Annotated in this window: 16 protein-coding genes; 12 read left to right on the plus strand and 4 right to left on the minus strand. The window is 73.9% G+C overall.

What is annotated here, in order from left to right; translation table 11 throughout:
• The first annotated feature begins 337 nt into the window (after window positions 1-337).
• Window positions 338-1,363: a DNA-3-methyladenine glycosylase 2 family protein gene (locus tag ABZ714_RS32985; RefSeq protein WP_358829050.1), complete on the plus strand. Its 1,026-nt coding sequence runs from the start codon at window positions 338-340 to the stop codon at window positions 1,361-1,363.
• An 80-nt stretch (window positions 1,364-1,443) separates the two neighbouring features.
• Here the strand turns inward: ABZ714_RS32985 and ABZ714_RS32990 are convergent, their stop codons facing one another.
• The 3 genes from ABZ714_RS32990 to ABZ714_RS33000 all read right to left on the minus strand — a co-directional run bounded on the left by ABZ714_RS32990 (window position 1,444) and on the right by ABZ714_RS33000 (window position 4,367).
• Window positions 1,444-2,796, minus strand: coding sequence for a coenzyme F420-0:L-glutamate ligase (locus ABZ714_RS32990; RefSeq protein ID WP_358829051.1), 1,353 nt, complete (start codon window positions 2,794-2,796; stop codon window positions 1,444-1,446).
• A 77-nt stretch (window positions 2,797-2,873) separates the two neighbouring features.
• Entirely contained in the window at window positions 2,874-3,830 is a 957-nt protein-coding gene (gene cofD / locus ABZ714_RS32995) for a 2-phospho-L-lactate transferase (RefSeq protein ID WP_358829052.1), read from the minus strand.
• Window positions 3,831-3,842: 12 nt separating this feature from the next.
• Window positions 3,843-4,367 carry a cysteine dioxygenase gene (locus ABZ714_RS33000; RefSeq protein WP_358829053.1) on the minus strand — a complete coding sequence of 175 codons (525 nt, stop codon included), beginning with the start codon at window positions 4,365-4,367 and terminating at the stop codon, window positions 3,843-3,845.
• A gap of 777 nt (window positions 4,368-5,144) precedes the next feature.
• Here ABZ714_RS33000 and ABZ714_RS33005 point away from each other — a divergent pair.
• The 3 genes from ABZ714_RS33005 to ABZ714_RS33015 all read left to right on the plus strand — a co-directional run bounded on the left by ABZ714_RS33005 (window position 5,145) and on the right by ABZ714_RS33015 (window position 11,484).
• Complete coding sequence (locus tag ABZ714_RS33005; protein WP_006348971.1) at window positions 5,145-5,408, plus strand: WhiB family transcriptional regulator; 264 nt, start codon at window positions 5,145-5,147, stop codon at window positions 5,406-5,408.
• A 785-nt stretch (window positions 5,409-6,193) separates the two neighbouring features.
• Window positions 6,194-9,898 carry a glycosyltransferase gene (locus ABZ714_RS33010; protein ID WP_358829064.1) on the plus strand — a complete coding sequence of 1,235 codons (3,705 nt, stop codon included), beginning with the start codon at window positions 6,194-6,196 and terminating at the stop codon, window positions 9,896-9,898.
• Window positions 9,895-11,484: a DUF5719 family protein gene (locus ABZ714_RS33015; protein ID WP_358829054.1), complete on the plus strand. Its 1,590-nt coding sequence runs from the start codon at window positions 9,895-9,897 to the stop codon at window positions 11,482-11,484. The genes ABZ714_RS33010 and ABZ714_RS33015 overlap by 4 nt, the downstream gene beginning before the upstream one ends.
• Window positions 11,485-11,692: 208 nt before the next feature.
• Here the strand turns inward: ABZ714_RS33015 and ABZ714_RS33020 are convergent, their stop codons facing one another.
• Window positions 11,693-12,118 (minus strand): DUF3499 domain-containing protein, encoded by a 426-nt coding sequence (locus ABZ714_RS33020; protein ID WP_358829055.1) that lies wholly within the window; start codon window positions 12,116-12,118, stop codon window positions 11,693-11,695.
• Window positions 12,119-12,600: 482 nt separating this feature from the next.
• On the opposite strand from ABZ714_RS33020, the gene ABZ714_RS33025 reads away from it, so the two are divergent.
• The 8 genes from ABZ714_RS33025 to ABZ714_RS33060 all read left to right on the plus strand — a co-directional run bounded on the left by ABZ714_RS33025 (window position 12,601) and on the right by ABZ714_RS33060 (window position 22,005).
• Complete coding sequence (locus tag ABZ714_RS33025) at window positions 12,601-13,188, plus strand: metallopeptidase family protein (protein WP_358829056.1); 588 nt, start codon at window positions 12,601-12,603, stop codon at window positions 13,186-13,188.
• A gap of 55 nt (window positions 13,189-13,243) precedes the next feature.
• A complete protein-coding gene (locus ABZ714_RS33030; protein ID WP_358829057.1) occupies window positions 13,244-14,611 on the plus strand; it encodes a phosphomannomutase/phosphoglucomutase in 1,368 nt (455 codons plus the stop codon).
• Between the two features lie 704 nt (window positions 14,612-15,315).
• A complete protein-coding gene (locus tag ABZ714_RS33035; RefSeq protein WP_358829058.1) occupies window positions 15,316-15,498 on the plus strand; it encodes a Trm112 family protein in 183 nt (60 codons plus the stop codon).
• A 135-nt stretch (window positions 15,499-15,633) separates the two neighbouring features.
• Window positions 15,634-16,770, plus strand: coding sequence for an SIS domain-containing protein (locus tag ABZ714_RS33040; protein ID WP_358829059.1), 1,137 nt, complete (start codon window positions 15,634-15,636; stop codon window positions 16,768-16,770).
• 249 nt (window positions 16,771-17,019) lie between these two features.
• Window positions 17,020-18,183, plus strand: coding sequence for a mannose-6-phosphate isomerase, class I (gene manA, locus ABZ714_RS33045; protein ID WP_358829060.1), 1,164 nt, complete (start codon window positions 17,020-17,022; stop codon window positions 18,181-18,183).
• A gap of 183 nt (window positions 18,184-18,366) precedes the next feature.
• Window positions 18,367-19,326 (plus strand): cation diffusion facilitator family transporter, encoded by a 960-nt coding sequence (locus ABZ714_RS33050; RefSeq protein ID WP_358829061.1) that lies wholly within the window; start codon window positions 18,367-18,369, stop codon window positions 19,324-19,326.
• 342 nt (window positions 19,327-19,668) lie between these two features.
• Complete coding sequence (gene ahcY / locus ABZ714_RS33055; protein ID WP_358829062.1) at window positions 19,669-21,123, plus strand: adenosylhomocysteinase; 1,455 nt, start codon at window positions 19,669-19,671, stop codon at window positions 21,121-21,123.
• Window positions 21,124-21,390: 267 nt separating this feature from the next.
• A complete protein-coding gene (locus ABZ714_RS33060; RefSeq protein WP_358829063.1) occupies window positions 21,391-22,005 on the plus strand; it encodes a hypothetical protein in 615 nt (204 codons plus the stop codon).
• The last annotated feature ends 479 nt before the right edge of the window (window positions 22,006-22,484 follow it).

Below are 22,484 nucleotides of genomic sequence, written 5' to 3' on the forward strand. Positions count from 1 at the left end.
AAGAAGACCCCCACTTCCGCCGTCCGTGAGGAGGTGAGCCCGGAGGCCACCGACCCTCCCGACGCCGCACAAGTGCGCCCGCATACCGCTGGAGCAACGGTCACATCTCCCTCAGCCCCGCCGGCGCCTGAGGCGCGAAGACCCCGCCTGGACACAGGCACCCCACACCCGGCGCCCGGGGCGCGCGGCGCAAGCGACCCGCCTGGCACAGGCAACCCGAGCGCGAAGGGCCCCCGGGACCAGGAACCCCACAGCGGGAGGCGCCCCCGCGGGAGGCGCCCCCGACCGCCTACCCTCGAAAGCGTCCCGCCCCGAATGCCCCCGCCCCGAGGAACCCGTGTCCGGTCGCTTCTCCCCCCGCCCCGCCCGCCTCGCGGGTGCGCCCGCAGGCGTCCGGCCGCCCCAGGGCCGGGACCCCGCCGCGACCGCCCCCGCCGCGAGGACCCGCCGCTGGCGCCCCGCCGATGCCGTCGACCCCGGCCTCGTCCTCGGTGTGCTCCGGCGCGGCCCGGCCGATCCGACGTTCCGTACGGCCGCCGACGGCGCGATCTGGCGGACCGCCCGTACGCCCGCCGGCCCCGGCACCCTGCGGGTGCACACCGCCCCCGACGCGGGAGAGATCGCGGCCGAGGCGTGGGGCCCGGGCGCCGACTGGCTGCTGGAGGCCCTGCCCGCACTTCTCGGCGCCGACGACGAGCCCGCCGCCTTCACTCCGCGCCACCGGCTCGTCGCGCTGGCCCGGCACCGCCGCCCCGGGCTGCGGCTGACCAGGACCGGTCTGGTCCTGGAGTCGTTGATCCCGTCGATCCTGGAGCAGAAGGTCACCACGGACGAGGCGTACCGGGCCTGGCGGCTGCTGGTACGGAAGTACGGGGAGCCCGCGCCCGGGCCGACGGCCGTCATGCCCGGCCACGGCGGGCTCCATGTGGTTCCCGGGCCCCGTACGTGGGCGCTGATCCCGTCCTGGGAGTGGCATCGCGCGGGCGTCGACGACAAGCGCGCCGCCACGATCCTGCGCGCGGTCCGGGTGGCCTCCCGGCTGGAGGAGGCCGCCGGGATGGAGCCCGGGCGGGCGGCGGCCCGGCTGGAGGCGATCCCGGGTATCGGCCCGTGGACGTCCGCCGAGACCGTGCAGCGCAGCAACGGCGCCCCGGACGCGGTGACCACCGGCGATCTCCATCTGCCGGGGATCGTGGGCTGGGCGCTGGCGGGGAACCGGGACGCCGACGACGCCGAGATGCTGGAACTCCTCGCGCCGTACGAGGGCCAGCGCCACCGGGCGGCCCGCTATGTCCTGCTGTCCGGCCGGGTCCCGCCCCGCCGGAAACCGAAGATGCCCCGGGTCGACATCGGCCTCCTCTGACCGGCGGACGCCGCGCCCGCCACGAGAGAACGGGCTCCGGGGAACACCCCCGGAGCCCGTATCGTCCTGTTCCCGGATTCCTACCGCACCTCGATGAACGCCGCCGCGTCCCGCGCGGGCCGTTCCTTCGGCGCCGCCGCCGCGTGTCCGACGGCGATCGCCCCCATCGGGTCCCATGTCTCGGGCAGCCCGAGGACCTTCCGTACGACGTCACGGCAGAACATCGTGGACGACACCCATGCCGAGCCGAGTCCCTCGCCCGCGAGCGCCACCAGCAGGTTCTGCACCCCGGCGCCCGTCGCGACCACGAACATCTCGCGTTCGGCGCCGTCCCGCCGGGGGTCGCCGTAGTGGTGGGAGCCCTCCATGACCAGGCACGGGACCACGAGATACGGCGCCCGGCGCAGCACCTCGCCCCGCTTCACCCGCCGGGCGATCGACTCCTCGGACTTCCCGTCGCGTCGCAGATCCGCGATCCACGCCTCGCGCATGGCGTCCAGCAGCCCGGTACGGGCCGCCGCCGATTCGAGCAGTACGAATCGCCACGGCGTGGTGTGGTGCGGCGCGGGCGCGGTGACCGCCGCCGCCACGGCCCGCCGGACGGCCGCGGGGTCGACGGGCGCGCCGGTGAACTCGCGTACGGTACGCCGCCGGGTCACCGCCTCCCGTACCGCTTCCGACGTCCCGAGCCGGAACAGGTCCTCCGCCGCGTCGCGCACCAGCGCCCGCGCGCCGACCGGCCCGGCCCCTTCATGTCCCTCGGCCCCTTCGGTCCCTTCGGCCGCGTCTCCGACGAGATGCCCCAGGCCGCGGACGACGGCCACCGGCCGCCCCGAGGTCTTCCCCTTGACCAGGTCGGCGGCGGCGGCGAGTTCGTCGGCGACGGCGACCACCGTGACGTTCAGGGGATTGCCGTGGCTGTCCGTACCGCCGCGCAGATCGTCGAGGACCCGTACACCCGCAGCGCCGATCGCCAGATCCGTCAGCCCGTTGCGCCACGGCCGCCCCGAGGTGTCCGTCAGGACCACGCCTACGTCGACGCCGAGGGCCGCCCGCAGGCCCGCCCGGATCGCCCGGGCCGACGCGTCGGGGTCCTCGGGCAGCAGCAGGACCGTACCGGCCGGGGTGTTGGAGGCGTCGACCCCGGCCGCCGCCATCACCAGACCCTGCCGGTTCTCCACGATCCGGAGGGGGCCGCGCCGGGCCACGACCCGTACGGTCTCCGCGTCGATCGCGGCCTCACGGTCGGCGGCGGCCAGGATCCGCCCCTCCGCCTTGCTGACTATTTTGGAGGTGACGAGCAGGATGTCGCCGTCCCGCAGCTCCGGCTCGGCGGCGGCGATCAGGGCGGCGATGTCGTCACCGGGCGCCACCTCGGGGACCCCGTCGACGGCGCGTACCTCGTACGAGTCCACCGCCGGATCGCCCGCCACGGGCCTCGGCTCCGGGATCCCTGAGCGGGGGGTCTCCGCCCCGGCGCCGGGCCCTGCCGCGCCGGCCCTTCCGGTCGTCACGCCCGGACCTCCCCGGCCAGCTCCAGCGCGCGGCGGGCCATCTCGGCCGCCGCGTCCGTGTCGGTCATCAGCAGCGGTACGGCCCGGCAGCGGATCCCCGCCGACTCGACCACCTCGACGGCGTCCGCGTCGACCGTGTCGACGAGCCAGCCGTCGAGCAGCCCGGAGCCGTAGTGCGCGGCGACCGCCGCCGCCGTGGCCTCGACCCCGACGGCCGCGAGCACCTTGTCCGCCATCCCGCGGACCGGCGCGTTCCCGACGATGGGGGAGAGCCCCACCACCGGCACCCCGGCGTCCGCCAGGGCCTCCCGGATACCGGGGACGGCGAGGATCGTGCCGATACTGACCACGGGGTTGGACGGCGGGAAGAGAATGACGTCGGCCGCGGCGATCGCCTCCAGCACCCCCGGCGCGGGCTTCGCCTGCTCGGCTCCGACGGGCACGATCGCCTCCGCGGGCACCGACGCCCGCAGCCGGACCCAGTACTCCTGGAAGTGGACGACCTTCCGTTCGCCGTCCACCTCCACGGCGACATGGGTCTCCACCCGGTCGTCGGACATCGGCAGCAGCCGTACGCCCGGGTTCCAGCGGGTGCACAGCGCCTCGGTGACGGCGCTCAGGGGATACCCGGCCGCCAGCATCTGGGTCCGGACGATATGCGTGGCGAAGTCCCGGTCGCCGAGGCCGAACCACTCCGGCCCGACCCCGTACGCCGCCAGTTCCTCCTTGACCCGGAAGCTCTCGTCCGTACGGCCCCAGCCCTGTTCCTCGTTGATACCGCCGCCCAGCGTGTACATCACGGTGTCGAGATCGGGGCAGACCTTCAGCCCGAACAGATGGATGTCGTCACCGGTGTTCCCGATCACCGTGATCTCCGCCTCGGGGGCGGCCCGCTTGAGGCCGCGCAGGAAGCGGGCGCCGCCGATACCTCCGGCCAGAACCACAATTCGCATGTCCGCAGTCTGTCAGGCGACGACGGAGTCCCGGGCCGCCGGTACGCACCGGGCGCCGCGCATCGGCATCTCGGTCAGACCGGGGAAGTAGATGTGCAGGGATACGGCCGGTTCGAGTGTGTCGTTGACGATCTCGTGGGTGTATCCGGGGGCGAAGACCCGGATCTCACCCGGTACGAGAGCCCCGCCGCTTCCGGCACCCTCGGCACCCCCGGCGTGCTCGGCGCGTTCGGTGAGCCGTCCCTGAAGCACGGTCAGCACCCCCGACGACGGCCCGTGGTCGTGCAGTCCCGAGCCCTGCCCCGGCACCCAGGACAGCAGCCAGACCTCATAGCCGGGCCCGGTACGCAGCCGGTGGTACCAGCGGCTGGTGGCGTCGTACTCCACCAGCCCCTCCCACCGCTCCCGGTCGGCGGCGACCGAGCGCGCCAGCCCGACGAAGTCCGCGACGGTCGACGGATGGCGGCGCGGCGGCTGAAGCAGGTGCTGCACGGCGAGGATGTCGCCGGCGATCTGGAGGTCGCTGTCGTCGTTCATGGAGATGCGGTGATCCCTTTGGCAGGAGAGCTACGGGCCCGTCACGGAGGGAGGCGCGACGGAGCAGGACGCGGGGGCGAGCGGAAATGCGACGGGAATCGACCGAATGCGGTGACGGAGCGGAACGACGCCGGTACGGGATCCGGGACGACTATCCGATCGGGATATCCACCCCGGCGGCCGGAGCCGGACGGCTACGACGGCCCGACACCGCGGAATTCGGTTCAGCTGTCGCGACAACAGCGACAGCGGGCCTGCACAGCGCTGCGGAACCCACGGGCGGGGGTCGCGAGAGGCGCGGAGGCTGCTGACATGGGATCCACGGTGCCGGGTAGGGCTCTTTGATGTCAACTCGATGACCGGTTTGGCGGCAATCTTTCACCTCATCCGGTTACGGAGCGCGCAGAAAGGTTTATGCAGCGCAAGGGTTGGGACACATCGCGCACGCCGGAGCGGATCCGGGGCTGTGATCCCGATCGCTTCACCGGCCCGGCCGCAACAAGATCGAAACCGGGGGCGTCTTCCGCCGCGAGACGGGAACGCGAGCGGAGAAGGGAGCCGGTCCGGGGCGCGAAGGGCGAGACATGTGGCAAGTGTCAGTTTTTTGGTGATTTGAACACTTTCCGCATAGGCTTGGTTCCGCAGAGTGAATACGGGGCCCAATAGCAGATCTCCGCTTGACGCCCCCGGAGCACACACTTGTAATTTCACTCGTGTCGTTCGGCCGAATCGATCACGGCAACATCACGGGGACGCCAAGACAGACGAGGGGCGCACATGACCGAGCTGTTCGAACAACTGCTGGTCGAGGACGCGGACGATGAAATCGGCTGGCAGGAGCGCGCGTTGTGCGCCCAGACCGATCCCGAGTCCTTCTTCCCCGAGAAAGGCGGCTCCACACGCGAGGCGAAGAAAGTCTGCCTGGCGTGCGAAGTCCGCTCGGAATGCCTTGAGTACGCACTCGCGAATGACGAGCGTTTCGGTATCTGGGGCGGACTCTCGGAACGCGAACGCCGCCGCCTGAAGAAAGCGGCGGTCTAGAACTCCTCCCCGGGGCCGCTCCCGGGCCCCGGCCCCGGGGTGTGGGGTTGCCTGTGCCCAGGCGGGTTGCTTGCTCCTCGCCCGTCCCGGGGGAGGGGAAGCGCGCGGCCTGGTGTCGGTGGTCCACCCGCTGCCCGGTGGCTGGCTGGTCGCGCGGTTCCCCGCGCCCCCAGACGGGCCCGTCCTCCTTGACGAGGCCGGTGAAGGGGAAGGTGGTCAGGGGCGCGGGGAACTGCGCGGACGGCCCACGACGGCTCGCGGTCGAAATACTTCCGGAGGAGGCACTGTCCCCGCCCGGAGGGCCTTCCTTCCCGAGGGCCGGTCGGGAAGGAAACCAGGGGCGCGGGGAACTGCGCGACAAGCCACAGGCGGTCCGCGGACCGCCGACAACACCAGGGTGCCGGGGCGCGGCCCGGATCGTGGAGCTCACCCGGAGGGCCGAGGCGCTGGGCGTCTCCCCATCGCGAAGGCATAGGGGGCGGAACCGCGCGACCAGCCACAGACGGGCCGCAGACCGCGAACAAGCCGCGGCAGAACGGCGCATCGGGGGAGCCCCCGCCCCGGGGAGCGCACCCCCGACGCACCCCCACCCCCCAGCGGGAGGCGATATCGTGGCGCACGTCTCAGACGCCGACGCGCCCCCTCATCGCGCGCCCGTCCCGGCCGGAGGGCCCCACCCCATGTCCGCCCCGTCGCCAGCCCCGTTGCCCGTTCCCCCACCTGTCGCGTCGTCACGGCCCGCCCCGTTCCGGGCCGAACATCCCGGCGCGTTTCCGCGCCATGTGGTGACCGCGGTCCTCGTCGCGCACGACGGTTCGGCGTGGCTCCCGGAGACGCTGGCCGGGTTTCTGGCGCAGGAGCGCCCGGCGCAGAACGTGGTGGCCGCGGACACGGGGAGCGCCGACGCGTCGGCCCGGCTGCTCGCGGACGCGCTCGGCGCCGATCGCGTACTCCATCTGGCGCGCCGTACGGGGTTCGGCGCGGCCGTGGACGAGGCGGCCCGTTCGGCCGGGGTGCCGACCCCCGACGAGCTGACGTATCTGCGGCGCCCGAGCGGCTGGGACCCGGCGACCAGGACTTGGTCCGACGCGGCGTACGACATGCCGGAGTTGCCGTACGGCGAACCCGTCCAGTGGCTCTGGCTGCTCCATGACGACAGCGCCCCCGAGCCCGCGGCCCTCGGTGAGCTGCTGCGGGTCGTGGACGCCGACGACCAGGCGGTGATCGCGGGGCCGAAGCTCCGCGGCTGGTACGACCGGGGGCAGCTCCTCGAAGTGGGTGTCTCGATCGCGCCGAGCGGTCGCCGCTGGACCGGGCTGGACCGCCGCGAGCCGGATCAGGGCCAGCACGACCAGGTGCGGGCCGTGCTGTCGGTCTCCACCGCGGGCATGCTGATCCGCCGTGATGTCTTCGACGCGCTGGGCGGGTTCGACCAGCGGCTGCCGCTGATGCGGGACGACCTCGATCTGTGCTGGCGCGCGCATGCCGCCGGGCACCGGGTGCTGATCGCCCCGGACGCGGTGCTGCGGCACGCGGAGGCGGCCAGCCGGGAGCGCCGTACGGTCGACTGCGCGGGCCGTACGGCCGCCCGCCCGTACCGGGTGGCGAAGGCGGGCGCCGTCTACACGCTCCTGGTCAACACCCGTACCGGCGCCCTGCCGTACACCCTGCTGCGGATCACCCTGGGCACCCTGCTCCGTACGCTCGCCAATGTCGTCGGCAAGGCTCCCCGGCACGCCGTGGACGAGCTGGCGGGCCTGCTGGCCGTACTGCTCCGTCCGGTCCGGGTCCTCAAGGCCCGCCGGGAGCGCCGCGGGACGGCGGTCCGGGCCGCCGACAAGGGCGCGCTGCGGCCGCTGTTCCCGCCGCCGGGCGCGACCGTACGGGTCACCGCGGACCGGCTGCTGGGCCGTCTCCCGTCCGCCCGGCGTGCGGAACCGGGCCCGGCGCCCGCCCCCGTACCGCCGCCCAAGTCCGCCGCCGACGGCGATCAGGACTCCGACGCGGAGCCCCACCCAGCGGGTCCCTCGCCGTACCCGGATCCCGTCGCCGACCGTTTCCCCCGGCTGCGGAGGACCGCCCGCCGACCGGGCCCCGCCCTCCTCGGCGTGCTGGTCCTGGTCACCCTCGTCGCCTGCCGTGACCTGCTCGGCTCCGGCGCCCTCGCGGGCGGCGCGCTGCTGCCCGCGCCGGAGGATCCGTCCGGGCTGTGGAGCCGTTACGCCGACCAGTGGCATGCCGTCGGCATCGGCGGCACCCCCACCGCCCCGCCCTATCTCGGCCTGGTCGCGGCCCTGGCCACCGTGCTGTCCGGGTCGCCCGAGCTGGCGGTGACCGTACTGCTGATCGGTTCCGTACCGCTCGCCGGGCTGACCGCGTATCTCGCCTCCGGCGCCCTCGTCGCCTCCCGCCCCCTGCGGGCCTGGGCGAGCGTCACCTACGCCCTGCTGCCCGCCACGACCGGGGCCATCGCCTCCGGCCGGCTGGGCACCGCCGTGCTGGCGATCCTGCTCCCGCCGCTCGCCCGCGCGGCCGTCGCCGCCCATCATCTCGCCCGCCGGAGCGGGTCCGCCCCGGGCGGCCCGGTGCCCGGGAGCCGGCGCGCGGTGTGGACGTACGCCCTGCTGCTCACCGCCGCGACCGCGTTCACGCCCGTCGTCTGGCCGCTCGCCGCGGTCCTCGGGATCGCCGCCGTCGCCGTCAAGGCCGCTTCGGGTACGGGCCCCGCTGCCGCTGTCCGCTGCGCGGCGGCCCTGCTCACCCCGGCCGTCCTGCTCGCGCCCTGGTCGCTGACGCCGCTGACGGAGCCGTCCGCCGTCCTCCGCGAAGCCGGGCTCGACACCGGGGCGGCCGACGGCGGGGCGACCGCCTTCGGACTGCTGACCCTCGGCCCCGGCGGCCCCGGGGGCGAAGGCGCCGTCCTGCTGCTGGGGCTCGTCGTGGCCGCCCTCGCCGCCCTGCTCCGCGCCGAGCGCCGGTTCGCGGTCCGTACCGCCTGGACGGTCGCCCTCACCGGCTTCCTCACCGCCGCCCTCGTCAACGGCTCCTACGGGGCCGGACCCGCGACCCTCGTCCAGGGCGCCGGTCTGATCGCCGCCGCCTGTCTCGCCGCCGAACTCGGCCGTACCCGGGTCTCCGCCCGCGACTTCGGCTGGCGCCAGCCCGTGGCCGTACTCGTCGCGGCCGTCGCCGCCCTCGCCCCCGTCCAACTCGCGGCCGGCTGGCTCGCCGACGGCGCCGACGGCCCGCTGGAGCGGCGCGACCCCGTCCAGGTCCCGGCCTACGTCGCCGAGCAGAGCACCAACCGCGACCAGCCCCGCACCCTCGTCATCGGCGGCGGTACGTCCCCGGGACGCGTCCCGTACGCCCTGGTCCGGGGCTCCGGCGCCCGGCTCGGCGACGCCGAACTCACCCGGGCCGACGGCGGCGACCCCCGGCTCGACCGGCTCGTCGCCCGGCTCGTCGCGGGCACCGGCGCCGATCACACCGCCGAACTCAGCGGCTACGCCGTCCGTTACGTCCTCGTACGCGACGGGGCACCCGAATCCACCGTCCGCGTCCTCGACTCCGGCCCCGGACTCACCCGGCTCAGCCGGATCGACGGCAGCACCCTCTGGGAGGTGGACCGCCAGGTCGCCCGGATCACCGTGATCGACGGCACGGCCGAGCCGCTGCCCGTCGCCGCCGGGCCGGTCGAGGCGCGCGCCCAGGTCCCGGCGGGCGGCGACGGACGGGTGCTACGGCTCGCCGACCGCGCCGACGACGGCTGGCGGGCCGCCCTGAACGGCCGCCCGCTGCCGAAGCGGACCGTCGACGGCTGGGCCCAGGGCTTCGAACTGCCCGCCGAGGGCGGCCTGCTGGAGGTGTCGTACGAGGAGGACGCCCTGCACACCGCATGGCAGCGGACCCGCCCGGCCCTGCTCCTCGTCCTGATCGTGCTCGCCCTGCCCGGCCGCCGCCGCCATGTCGACGACGACCTCCCGGAGGCCGTGGCCGTGCTCCCGTCCCCCGGACCCGGCCCTGCGGACCAGAGCGGACCGGCGGTGGGGAACGGCCCTACGGCTCCGGCCGCTTCCCCGGCCCCGGGCCGGTCCGGAACCTCCGGCGTCGGCGCTACGCCACCGGGCGGAACGCCTCCGTACGGTGACACCCCCTCGACCGCGATCGCCCTCCCGGCCCAGGCCGGGCCCCGGGGGCGGGCGGACGCCCCCGGCCCGGGCCCCGTACCGAACTCCGAGGCCACCCGCGCCGATACCGCCCCTCTCCACCCGGCGGCCGCTCCCGACGGCCCCGCCGCCACGGGACACGACACCCCCGCCCCGGCCGGTCTCCCCGAACAGGCCGACGCCCAGGGCCCGAACGGCTCTCCCGCGCCCGGCGCCCTCCCCGTACACCCCGCCCCCGGCGCGCCCGTACGGCGGCCCGGGGCGGCCGAAGCCCTCCGGCGCCCCCGGCACCACGACAACGCGACCCGAGGCGAGTCCGAGTGAACCGCGCCCCCCTCTCCGTCCTCGCCGCCGTGACCGCCCTCGCGGCGATCACCGGTATCGCGGCCCTGACCGCACCGGGCGACCGGGCCGACGGCGCCGGGCCGCGGGCCCCCGCCCGGCTCCCGGTCGAGCGGTCCAGCCTGCTCTGCCCCTCCGTCGGGCCGTCGGAAGGCGCCGGGACGACCTATACGTCCTTCACCCCGGCCGCCCGGGAACAGGCCGACGGCACCGCCGGGGACCCGCCCGCCGGACGGACCGGCACCGCCGAACTCCGCCCGGCCGAAGGCCCGCTCCCCGCCCCCGAGGGCGAGCGGAAACGGGGCGGCGGCCCCGCCTCCGAAGGCAGCACCCGTACCGGTACCGGCGGCGGCCCGCCGCCCGCCGCACCCGTCCTCACCCTCAAGGCCCCCGGCACCCCCGTCTCCGCCCGCGCCACGTCCGGCGGCGACGCGCCCGCCCTCGTCGGTACCGCCACCGCCGCCCTCGCGCCCGGCTGGACCACCCAGCAGACGACCCTCGTCCCCACCGGGACGGGCCGCGGCCTCCTCGGCACCGTCTGTACCGCGCCCGGTACCGACTTCTGGTTCCCGGGCGCCTCCACGGCGAAGAACCGCCCGGACTATCTCCATCTGATCAACCCCGACGACACCCCCGCCGTCGCCGATATCGAGATCCACGGCCGGGACGGCCGGGCCCGCGTCACCCTCCCCAACGGCATCCCGGTCCCCGCGGGCGCCGGGATCCCCCTGCTGCTGTCGGCCCTGACGGCCGAGGAACTCACCGACGCCACAGTCCGGGTGACGACCCGTTCGGGCCGGGTCGGTGCCGTCGTCAGGACCGCCGAGGACGGCATCGGCGCCGACTGGCTCGCCGCGTCCGCGGGCCCCGCGCCGACCGCCGTACTCCCCGGGATCCCCGCCGACGCCACCTCCGTTCGGCTCACGCTCTTCGCCCCCGGCGACTCCGACGCCGAACTGCGCGCCGGACTCGCCGTCCCCGGCGGGACGTTCGGACTCGTCGGCCGGGAGACCATCCGGGTCAAGGCCGGGGCGACAGCCGTCGTGGAGCTGGGCGACCTCACCCGAGGCGAGCCGGGCTCCCTGGTCCTGCGCCCCGCGCGGCCGGACCGCGCCACCCCCGTCGTGGCCGCCCTGCGGATCGTCCGGGGCACCGGAAAGGGCCGCGAGATCGCCCATGTCCCGGCCACCGGCCCCGTCGGCGAACGCGCCGGCGCCGTCGACAACCGGGCCACGGGCACCACCCTCTCCCTCACCGCGCCGGGCCGCGCCGCCCGGGTCAGGGTGACCGCGTCGACCGGCACCGGAGGCGGCACACCGGCCGTCCGCGAGTACCGGATCGCGGCGGGCACCACCACGGCCGTCACCCCACCCGTCCCGGCCGGACTGAAGGGTTCGTACGCCCTCACGGTCCGGACCCTGCCGGGCGGCGGCCCCGTCCACGCCTCCCGGACCCTGGCCCTGCCCAGGGGCGGCGTCGCCATGTTCACGATCCAGACACTCCCCGGCGACCGGGGCACGGTCTCGGTCCCGGCCGCCGGACGCGATCTCTCCGTCCTCGACGACTGACACCCGCGGTGTACCCGCACCCGGCCGAACAGCCCGGGACCCGGCGGACCAACCGGCACCGGACCCGAGCGAGAAGAGGGAGCCGGAACCGGTCCACGCCCCGCACGGCGGGAAGTTACGAAACGGCGGGAGTGACGAAACGGAGCGGCGGCGGTTCCCGGGGCGGAACGAAAGGAGAAAGCGGGCGGACTGCCGTACGCCGCGCGGACTACTGGGAGTCGGGGGAGCGCAGGACCCGCAGATGACCCCGGCGGGCCACCTCCATGGGGTCCGCCGTACGCCGTCCCTGGCCGTCGGCCGCCGCACGCCCCTGCGGACGCGCCGCCTCACGCACGGCGTTGGCGAGCGCCTCCAGATCGTCACCGCTCGGCCTCGCCGGTGCCGAACCGTCGGTGAGACGGACGACTTCCCAGCCGCGGGGTGCGGTCAGCCGCTCACTGTGCTCGGCACAGAGGTCGTAGCAGTGGGGTTCGGCGTATGTGGCGAGCGGACCGAGGACCGCAGTCGAATCGGCATAGACGTACGTCAGCGTCGCGACGGCAGGGCGACCGCACGCGGTGCGCGAACATCGACGTACAGGGCTCACGACGTTGGACGGTACCGCACTCTTGAACGGGCTGCGACGACTCTCCACCAGGTCACTCCACCGTGTCGTGATGCGAACCGGGTTTCGGGAGGCCCCGGGACACCCATTCTGACCTGCGGCGAAGCGCCGCACGGCAGGGGGGTCACCACTGGTGAACCGGTCATGACGTGACGTAAATCAGGTCATTCACGCAGGGCCCGACGATCGCTGGTCGCCATACAACCGACATCAAGCGCCGCCGTAACGGTCAATTGCCGACACACCGGTACTCGTCCCTTCCGTACGCATACCGGATACCGGCCGTCCCCCCTCCTTTCCCCGTCCCGGCCCGATGACACCGCACCCCCTTCATGACTTCCCGCCCCGGCCCGGCCATCACCCCCATGACGTGGTGACATCCCCGGCCGCCGCCCCGGACCGGCGCCGCCGCCTCTCCGCGCCCGGCCCTGCCGCTGCCGGGGCGCCGGGAGAGCTACCCTGCGTAAGTGATGGACAGTTCCGTACCACCGAGCTCGGGGGAGTCCCGCCCGGTGGGGACACCCGCGCGACAGGACCAGGGCCCGACCTCCGGACCGGCCGACGGGTCCGCGCCCGGCCGGGAGGCCGAGACCGATCCGGGCCCGGGCGCCCCCGGCCCCGGTCCCTCCGGAGCCGCCGCCGGATCGGGCCCGGGCCGCCGGGAGCCCGGCTCCGGCCCCGCGAACGGCCCCGGCCCCCGGCACCGCGACCGCCACGGCCGGGGCATGCGCGGCCCGATCGCACCGCCCCAGGTCCCCCTCTCCGTCAGCCGGGCCGACTCCTTCCGCGATCTGGTCCGCGACTCCGTCGAGCGGCTGGAACGACGGCTGCCGCAATTGGCCGATGTCGACTTCGTGGTGCTGGAGGTCCCCGCCCCGGGACCCGCCGACGAACTGTCCCCCGGAGTACCGCTCGGCGGCACGGTTTCCGCGACGAAGGGCAGGCCCGCGCGGGTGGTGATCTACCGCCGCCCCGTGGAGATCCGGACCAAGAACCGCGAGGAGCGCGCCCTCCTGGTGCACGAGGTCGTCGTGGAGCAAGTGGCGGAACTTCTCGGGCTGGCTCCCGAGTCGGTGGACCCGAGGTACGGCCAGGACTGACGTACCCGGATAATTTGGTCCGACCACCACACGGACCCGAGGGAAGGCTGGCCCCGTGGCTGCTGCTGATCTGTCCCGGATCGTCAAGGCGTACGACGTCCGCGGCGTAGTGCCCGACCAGTGGGACGAGGCGCTCGCCGAACTGTTCGGCGCCGCGTTCGTCCAGGTCACGTCGGCCGACGCGATTGTCGTCGGACACGACATGCGGCCCTCGTCGCCCGGCCTCTCGGGCGCTTTCGCCCGGGGCGCGGCGGCGCGCGGCGCCGATGTCACCCTGATCGGACTCTGCTCCACCGACCAGCTCTACTTCGCCTCCGGCCATCTCGGCCTCCCCGGCGCGATGTTCACCGCGTCCCACAACCCGGCCCAGTACAACGGGATCAAGATGTGCCGCGCGGGCGCCGCCCCCGTCGGCCAGGACACCGGACTGGCCGATATCCGCGCCCTGGTGGAGCAGTGGAGCGACACCGGCGCCCCCGAGCCCGCGGCGACCACCGGCGAGATCACCGAGCGGGACACGCTGGAGGAGTACGCGGCCCATCTGCTCTCCCTCGTCGACCTCTCCGCGATGCGCCCGCTGAAGGTCGTCGTGGACGCGGGCAACGGCATGGGCGGCCACACCGTCCCCACCGTCTTCTCGTCCCTGCCCGTCACGCTGGTGCCGATGTACTTCGAACTGGACGGCACCTTCCCCAACCACGAGGCCAACCCGCTGGACCCGGCGAACATCGTCGATCTCCAGGAGCGGGTCCGGGCCGAGTCCGCCGATCTCGGACTCGCCTTCGACGGCGACGCCGACCGCTGTTTCGTCGTCGACGAGCGCGGCGAAGGCGTCTCGCCCTCGGCCATCACGGCACTGGTCGCCGCCCGGGAGCTGGCGAAGCACCCCGGTGGCACGATCATCCACAACCTGATCACCTCCTGGTCGGTTCCCGAGGTCGTCCGCGAACACGGCGGCGTCCCCGTACGCACCCGGGTCGGGCACTCCTTCATCAAGCAGGAGATGGCCCGGACCGGCGCCGTCTTCGGCGGCGAGCACTCGGCGCACTACTACTTCCGCGACTTCTGGAACGCCGACACCGGCATGCTCGCGGCGCTCCACGTCCTGGCCGCCCTCGGCTCCCAGCCCGAACCACTGTCCGAGCTGGTCGCCCAGTACGACCGCTACACCGGATCCGGGGAGATCAACTCCACCGTCGAGGACCAGGCGGCGGCGACCGAAGCGGTCCGCTCCGCCTTCGCCTCCGTATCCGACGCCACCGTCGACACCCTCGACGGGCTGACGGTCACCACCCCCGACTGGTGGTTCAACCTCCGCCCCTCCAACACCGAACCCCTGCTGCGCCTCAATGTCGAGGCCAGGGACGCCGCCACCCTCGCGAAGATTCGCGACGAGGTCCTCGCGCTGATCCGCCGTCCCTGACTTGCTGATACCCCTCCCGACCCCGGCGGCCTCCTGCCGCCGGGGTCTTTAGCCTGATCGAGTGGAACTCCCCGGAACCGGAACTCCGGATCGCGCGGGCCGGGGCCGATCACCGCGTGCTTCCGCCGGCCGGGCCCGTGCCGGACGGCATGCAGGGCGCCCCGCGCGGATCCCGCCCGAGCCCGCGAACCCCGGCGCCGAGCCCCCGTACGCGCCCCGCTCGGCCGACCGCCCCGGCGCCCGACCGTTTCGTGACCGCGCGCACCGGACGCCGGGTGCCCCGGCCTCCGGGCGGCGAAGCCCGGAGCCGGACAGGGCCGCCCGGCCCGGGGTCCATGGCCGAATCGCCGAGGGCGGAGAAGAGGCGGCGGAACCGGGCGAACGGCTCCCCGCGGTCCCCGGACCGCCGGGAAGAGCAGGCCGACGGGCCCTCACCACCGGCCCCGGCCGACGGCCCACCCACCAGAACGCGCCGCGGCCCTCCCCCCGGCGGTACGCTGACGTGGCCCGATCACCCGACCACCGCGTTCCCCGGACGGACCGCCGTCACGACCGCCGACACCCCGTACGAGCACCCGCGCGGAAGCCCTCGTACGAGAACCCCCGTCGGCGCCCGTGACCCGCGACCGGACCGAGGCGCCGCGGCACCGTCGGCGCCGACCGGGCCGCCGCCAGCGCCCGCAGAACCCGAAGGGATCCCCCTCATGCCGCTCGAAGCCGGACTCCTCGACATCCTCGCCTGCCCGGCCTGCCACAGCCCGCTGGAGGACCGGTCCACGGCCGACACCCCCGAGCTGATCTGCACCGGAGACACCTGCGGCCTGGCGTACCCCGTCCGGGACGAGATCCCCGTACTCCTGGTCGACGAGGCCCGCCGCCCCGGCTGACCGCCGACGCGCCGGAGCCGCGCCGGGGGAATCCGGCGCCGCCCCGGCGACCCCGGGAATCGCGCCCGCGACCCATCCCGACCAGGGCCTCGACCGCGACGGCCCCACCCGAACGGCGATCGGAGGCCCCCTCCCATGCTCGACGAGACACTCCTCGACGACCCGGAAGCCCTTGCCCGCGCCGACCGCAGGGGGCTGCTGCGGGGCGCCGCCGAAGCGGGTGCGCGCGTCCGCACCGCCGCCCGGCACGCGGCCGAAGCCGGAATCGCCGAGCTGAGGCCCGACGGCCGCCCGCGTGCCGTCCTCGTCGCCGGAGCGGGCACCGCGGCCAACGGTGTCGCCGACCTCATCGGCGCACTCGCGGGAGCGGGCGCCCCCGTCGCCCGCCTCCACCCCACCGGCGTCGCCCCCGCCGCAGGCGCTCTCCGCTGGGCGCTCCCCGGCTGGGCGGGCTCCCTCGACCTGCTGCTCGTCATCACCATCGACGGCGGCGAACCGGGCCTCGACCTCCTCGCCGAGCAGGCGTACCGCCGCGGCTGCACCGTCGTCGCCGTCACGCCCGGCAGCTCCCCGCTCGCCGAGGGCGTCGGCGGGCGCCACGGCCTCGTCGTCCCCATGGCCACCCCGCCGCACGAGCTGTACGAGGAGACCGTGGGCGCCGGCCCCGGCGCGCTGTGGGCCCTCTTCACGCCCCTCCTCGCGCTCCTCGACCGCGTCGGACTCCTCGAAGCGCCCCCGGAGGCCCTGGAACTCGTCGCCGACCGGCTGGACCGGACGGCGGAACGCTGCGGCCCGGCGATCGCCACCTACGGCAACCCGGCCAAGACCCTCGCCGCCGAACTCACCGACAGCCTGCCCCTGATCTGGACCGAAGGCACCGGAGCCGCCCCGGCGGGCCGCCGCTTCGCGGCCGTACTCGCCGAACTCGCGGGCCGCCCCGCCCTCGCCGCCGAACTGCCCGAGGCCCTGCCCGCCCACGGCGTGCTGCTCGCCGGGGACTTCGCCGCGGGCGCCGACCCCGACGACTTCTTCCGCGACCGCGTCGAGGAACCGCAGGCGCTCCGCGCCCGGGTCGTCCTGCTCCGCGACCGGCCCGCGGGCGGCCTCACCGCGGCCCCCGCCGCCCGGGAACTCGCCCTCGGCCACGACACCCCGATCAGCGAGCTGGAACCCGAGGAGGGCACCGAACTGGAGTCCCTCGCCGAACTCCTCGCGGTCACCGACTTCGCCGCCGTCTACCTGGCGCTCGCCACCCCGGCGACCCCTTCCTGACGCCCTTCGGCGACCACCGGCGAACCCCGTCCGGCGACCGCGCCCGCCCGCGCCGCCCGCGACCCCATCGGGAACGCGCCCGAATTCCCATCGGCACCACCGGAGTGCGCCGCTCCGGACGCGCGCCGCCGCGCCGGATCGTACGATGCCCATCCCGACACCGGTTTCGCACGACCGTGCGACGTGCGCCCGTGCGTCGGACCGGCCAGCACCCTCACCGCACCACCCCAGCCGAAAGAACCTCCGCCGATGGAACGCCTCACCAACACCATCCGCCCTTACGCCTGGGGCTCCACCACCGCCATCCCCGCGCTCCTCGGTATCGCCCCCACCGGCGAACCCCAGGCCGAGATGTGGCTGGGCGCCCACCCCGGCGCGCCCTCGCACCTCGCCCGGGGCCCCCTGGACGCGGTCGTCGCCGCCGACCCCGTACGGGAACTCGGACCCGCCGTCGTCGGCCGGCACGGCCCCCAGCTGCCCTTCCTCCTCAAACTCCTGGCCGCGGGCGCCCCCCTCTCCCTCCAGGTCCACCCCGACCTCGACCAGGCACGGGCGGGCCACGCCGCCGAGGAAGCCGCGGGCATCCCCGCCGACGCCCCGAACCGGAACTACCGCGACCGCAACCACAAGCCGGAACTGATCTGCGCCCTCACCCCCTTCGACGGGCTGTGCGGCTTCCGCCCGCCCGCCGAGACCGCCGACCTCGTCGCGGGCCTGGGCGTCGACTCCCTCAAGCCGTACGCGGACCTGCTGCACGCCCACCCCGAGGACGCAGCCCTGCGCGAGGTCCTCACCGCCGTACTGACCGCCGACCCCGCCGCCGTCGCCGAGACCGTCGCCGAGACCACCGAGGCGGCCGACCGGCTCGGCGGCCCCTACGCCCCCTACGCCGACATCGCCCACCACTACCCCGGCGACCCCGGCGTCCTCGCGGCCCTCCTCCTCAACCACGTCCGGCTCCAGCCCGGCGAGGCCCTCTACCTCGGCGCCGGCGTACCGCACGCCTATCTCAACGGCCTCGGCGTCGAGATCATGGCCAACTCGGACAACGTCCTGCGCTGCGGCCTCACCCCCAAACACGTCGACGTCCCCGAGCTGCTGCGCGTCGTCCGCTTCAACGCCACCGACGCCGCCGTCCTCCGCCCCGAGGCCGACCCCGACGGCGAGGAGGTCTACGACACTCCCGCCGCCGAGTTCCGGCTCTCCCGACTGGTCCTGGCACCCGACGGCGCCCCCCGCGACCTCACCTCCGCCGGACCGCAGATCCTGCTCTGCACCGCCGGCCGGATCGCCGCGGGCGAACTGACACTCGGCCCCGGCGACTCCGTGTTCGTACCCGCCGGGGACAAGGCGGAGATCTCGGGCGCGGGCGACGGCGCCGGGACACTCTTCCGGGCCATGGTGCCCGCCTGACCCGATTTCCCGGCCGGCTGCTGCAACAATGGCGCCCCTCAGTGCACGGGCGGTCACCGTACGGAACCGGCGCCCGGACCCCGGCCCCGCGCCCGGCTCCGGGCCCGGCCCGGAACCCGCCCCCGGCAGCGGCACGGCGGCCCGCTCCGGGTCCCCGGCCAGGGACCGAAGGGACACCCGGAGATGAGCGCGTCAGGCGGGACCAAGGCGATCGTGGCGGCCCTCGCCGCCAACCTCGCCATCGCCGTGGCCAAATTCGTCGCGTACGTCTTCAGCGGCTCCTCGTCCATGCTCGCCGAGAGCGTCCACTCCCTCGCCGACTCCGGCAACCAGGGACTCCTCCTGCTCGGCGGCAAACGCGCCCGCCGCGAAGCCACCCCCGAACACCCCTTCGGCTACGGCCGGGAACGCTATATCTACGCCTTCCTCGTCTCCATCGTCCTCTTCTCCGTCGGCGGGATGTTCGCCCTCTACGAGGGCTACGAGAAGATCAAGCACCCCCACCCCGTCGAGGCGTGGTACTGGCCGGTGGGTGTCCTCGTCTTCGCGATCGTCGCCGAGACCATCTCCTTCCGGACCGCCATCAAGGAGTCCAACGCGGTACGCGGCGACCACTCCTGGCGGGAGTTCGTCCGCCGCGCCAAGGCCCCCGAACTCCCCGTCGTCCTCCTCGAAGACCTCGGCGCCCTGATCGGCCTGTTCCTCGCCCTCGCCGGGGTCGGCCTCGCCCTCGCCACCGGCGACGGCGTCTGGGACGGCATCGGCACCCTCTGCATCGGCGCCCTCCTCATCCTGATCGCCCTCGTCCTCGCCGCCGAGACCAAGTCCCTGCTGCTCGGCGAATCCGCCGGAGCCGACGACGTACGGAAGATCGAGGCGGCCGTCGTCGACGGCGACAGCGTCACCCGGCTGATCCATATGCGCACCCTCCACCTCGGCCCCGAGGAACTCCTCGTCGCCGCCAAGATCGCGGTACGCCACGACAACACCGCCGACGAGGTCGCCGCGGCCATCAACGCGGCCGAGGAACGCATCCGGGCCGCCTGCCCCATCGCCCGGGTGATCTATCTGGAGCCCGATGTGTACAGCGCCGCGGCGGCCTCGACCGGCACCGATCCGGCCCGCCCCCCGGCCGTGCCCTGACACTCCCACCGGCCCCGGCACCCCCTCTCCCCGCCGCCCGTCCGGACCCGAACCGGCGTCCACCAAGTCCGACGACCCTGATATCCGGCCATTCCTCACCTCTTCCACCAGGGACGTGTCCCATTCGAACCCCCGCGCGGGCTGGGGGCGCCGAGGGGGATCGGTGTAGATTCGTCACCAGAGTCAGACGTCGCTGCTGATGGCGGTCGGGCGGTCCCAGCGGACCGACCGAGGGAGAGAGGGCCTCCGACGACTGAACCGCGTGGGGCCGGGCATTCTTGTGTCCACCGCCGCGGAGTCAGCCGTGCCCAACCTCGACCACCCTTGAGGAGCAGTTCCGTCATGACGACCGACACCAGCCAGGACTTCAAGGTCGCCGATCTCTCCCTCGCCGAGTTCGGCCGCAAGGAGATCACCCTCGCCGAGCACGAGATGCCCGGCCTGATGGCGATCCGCGCGGAGTACGCGGCCCAGCAGCCGCTGGCGGGCGCCCGGATCACCGGATCCCTCCATATGACGGTGCAGACCGCCGTCCTCATCGAGACCCTCGTCGCCCTCGGCGCCCGGGTCCGCTGGGCCTCCTGCAACATCTTCTCCACCCAGGACCACGCCGCCGCGGCCATCGCCGTCGGCCCCGACGGCACCCCGGACAACCCCCGGGGCATCCCCGTCTTCGCCTGGAAGGGCGAGACCCTCGAAGAGTACTGGTGGTGCACGGAGCAGGCCCTGACCTGGCCCGACACCGCCTCCGGCGGCCCGAACATGATCCTCGACGACGGTGGCGACGCCACCCTCCTCGTCCACAAGGGCGTCGAGTTCGAGAAGGTCGGCGAGGCCCCGGACCCGTCGACGGCGGACAGCGAGGAGTACGGCCACATCCTCACGCTGCTCAACCGCACCCTCGGCGAGAGCCCGCAGAAGTGGACCCAGCTGGCGTCCGAGATCCGCGGTGTCACCGAGGAGACCACGACCGGCGTCCACCGGCTGTACGAGATGCACCGCGACGGCACCCTCCTCTTCCCGGCGATCAACGTCAACGACGCCGTCACCAAGTCCAAGTTCGACAACAAGTACGGCTGCCGCCACTCCCTCGTCGACGGCATCAACCGCGCCACCGACGTCCTGATCGGCGGCAAGGTCGCCGTCGTCTGCGGCTACGGTGACGTCGGCAAGGGCTGCGCCGAATCCCTGCGCGGCCAGGGCGCCCGCGTGATCATCACCGAGATCGACCCCATCTGCGCCCTCCAGGCGGCGATGGACGGCTACCAGGTCACGACCCTCGACGAGGTCGTCGGAATCGCCGATATCTTCATCACCACCACCGGCAACAAGGACATCATCATGGCCGCCGACATGGCCAAGATGAAGCACCAGGCCATCGTGGGGAACATCGGCCACTTCGACAACGAGATCGACATGGCCGGGCTGGCCCGGATCCCCGGCATCGTCAAGGACGAGGTCAAGCCCCAGGTCCACACCTGGACCTTCCCCGACGGCAAGAAGATCATCCTGCTGTCCGAGGGCCGCCTCCTCAACCTGGGCAACGCCACCGGTCACCCCTCCTTCGTGATGTCCAACAGCTTCGCGGACCAGACGCTGGCGCAGATCGAGCTCTTCACCAAGCCGGCCGAGTACCCGACCGACGTCTACGTCCTGCCCAAGCACCTCGACGAGAAGGTCGCCCGGCTCCACCTCGACTCGCTCGGAGTCAAGCTGACGACCCTCCGCCCGGAGCAGGCCGCGTACATCGGCGTCGAGGTCGAAGGCCCCTTCAAGCCCGACCACTACCGCTACTGACGGTCCCCGCCCCGGCCGAACCCGAAGAGGCCCGGACCCGGGCGTCCCGGCCCCGCCCGCTTCCCGGACGGACCCGGAGGCCGGGGCACCCCGACCGGCACGGCCACCACACGACAGGCCCCCGCACCCCCCGGTGCCGGGGGCCTGCCCGTACCCTCCCCCTGGACGGCCCCGGAACCCGGTCGGGACCGGGGCGGCACCGACCGCCTCACGACCCCCGGTGGGTGACACCACCGCGTCTCACCGCACAAGGACCCCGAAGCCCCCATGCCCCGCGGCCGCTATTCGCTCCACGATCCGCACGATCGCACCCCCCTCGGTGAGGAACACTTCCACTGCGCCCCCGGCCCCTCCGGCTGGCGCTATGTCGCCCAGACCACCGGACCCACCGGCGACCACTCGGGCTCCGTCGATCTGGCCGTCGACGATCTGGGTCGCCCGATCCGGCTCGAACTCCACGCCGCGAGCTGGCGTGTCCGCGGCGCCGCCGTCGACGGCGTCACCTGGGTCCGTACCGACCCCACCGGCAGCCACGCCACCGAAGGCTCCGTCCCCGCCCACGCCTTCACCGGCACCTCCCCGGCCTTCCTCGTCGCCACCGCGCGCCTCCTCCGGCTCACCCCCGGGTCCCCGGCGACCCGCGTCCGGCTCGTCGCCTTCACGGATCCCGTTCTCGCCCCCCGCACCGTCGACCAGTCCTGGGCCCTGCTCGACAGTGAAGCGCACACGACTGACAACGGCCCCCTGATCGTGGACGCGTACCAGGTCAACGCATTGGACACCGGCGAACAGCACACCGTGCACATCGCCGGGGACGTGGTCCTGTCAGCCCCCGGCATCGAGCTGGAGGAGCTGGAGACCCCGCCCTCCGTCTTCCCCTGACCCCACCCGGGCCGGTCGCCGACCCGGCGACCCCGTAATCCCGTTGCCGCCTGATGTGCGTTGTGCCCTGCTGACCTGCTAGTGTCGGGGCCTGCCCGCAAAAACCATTGACATGGTTGGCGTGGGGAGGTAGATTTGAACGGTTGCCTCGGACTAGACAAGATCGAGTGCAAACGTTAGTGTCTGACTCGCTCCTCGACGGGACGATGTTCTCGCGGGAGCCACTATTCGACTCCTTATCCGGATCACGAAGACCGATTAGCTCGGTCGAAATGCTTCTGATAAAGTCGGAATCGCCGAAAGGCAAAAGCAAGAAGGCCTCTCCAATCGGCCGCCCGATCGGAATCCAAGTCCGGAAACGGAATGGGAAAACGATCTGGTAAAGTTGGAAACGCAAGACCGAAGGGAAAGCCCGGAGGGCCTGGTGAAAAGGGCCTGAAGGAAGCGTCCGTTCCTTGAGAACTCAACAGCGTGCCAAA

This window comes from Streptomyces sp. NPDC006798, assembly GCF_040635975.1.
In the GTDB taxonomy this organism is placed as follows: Bacteria; Actinomycetota; Actinomycetes; order Streptomycetales; family Streptomycetaceae; genus Streptomyces.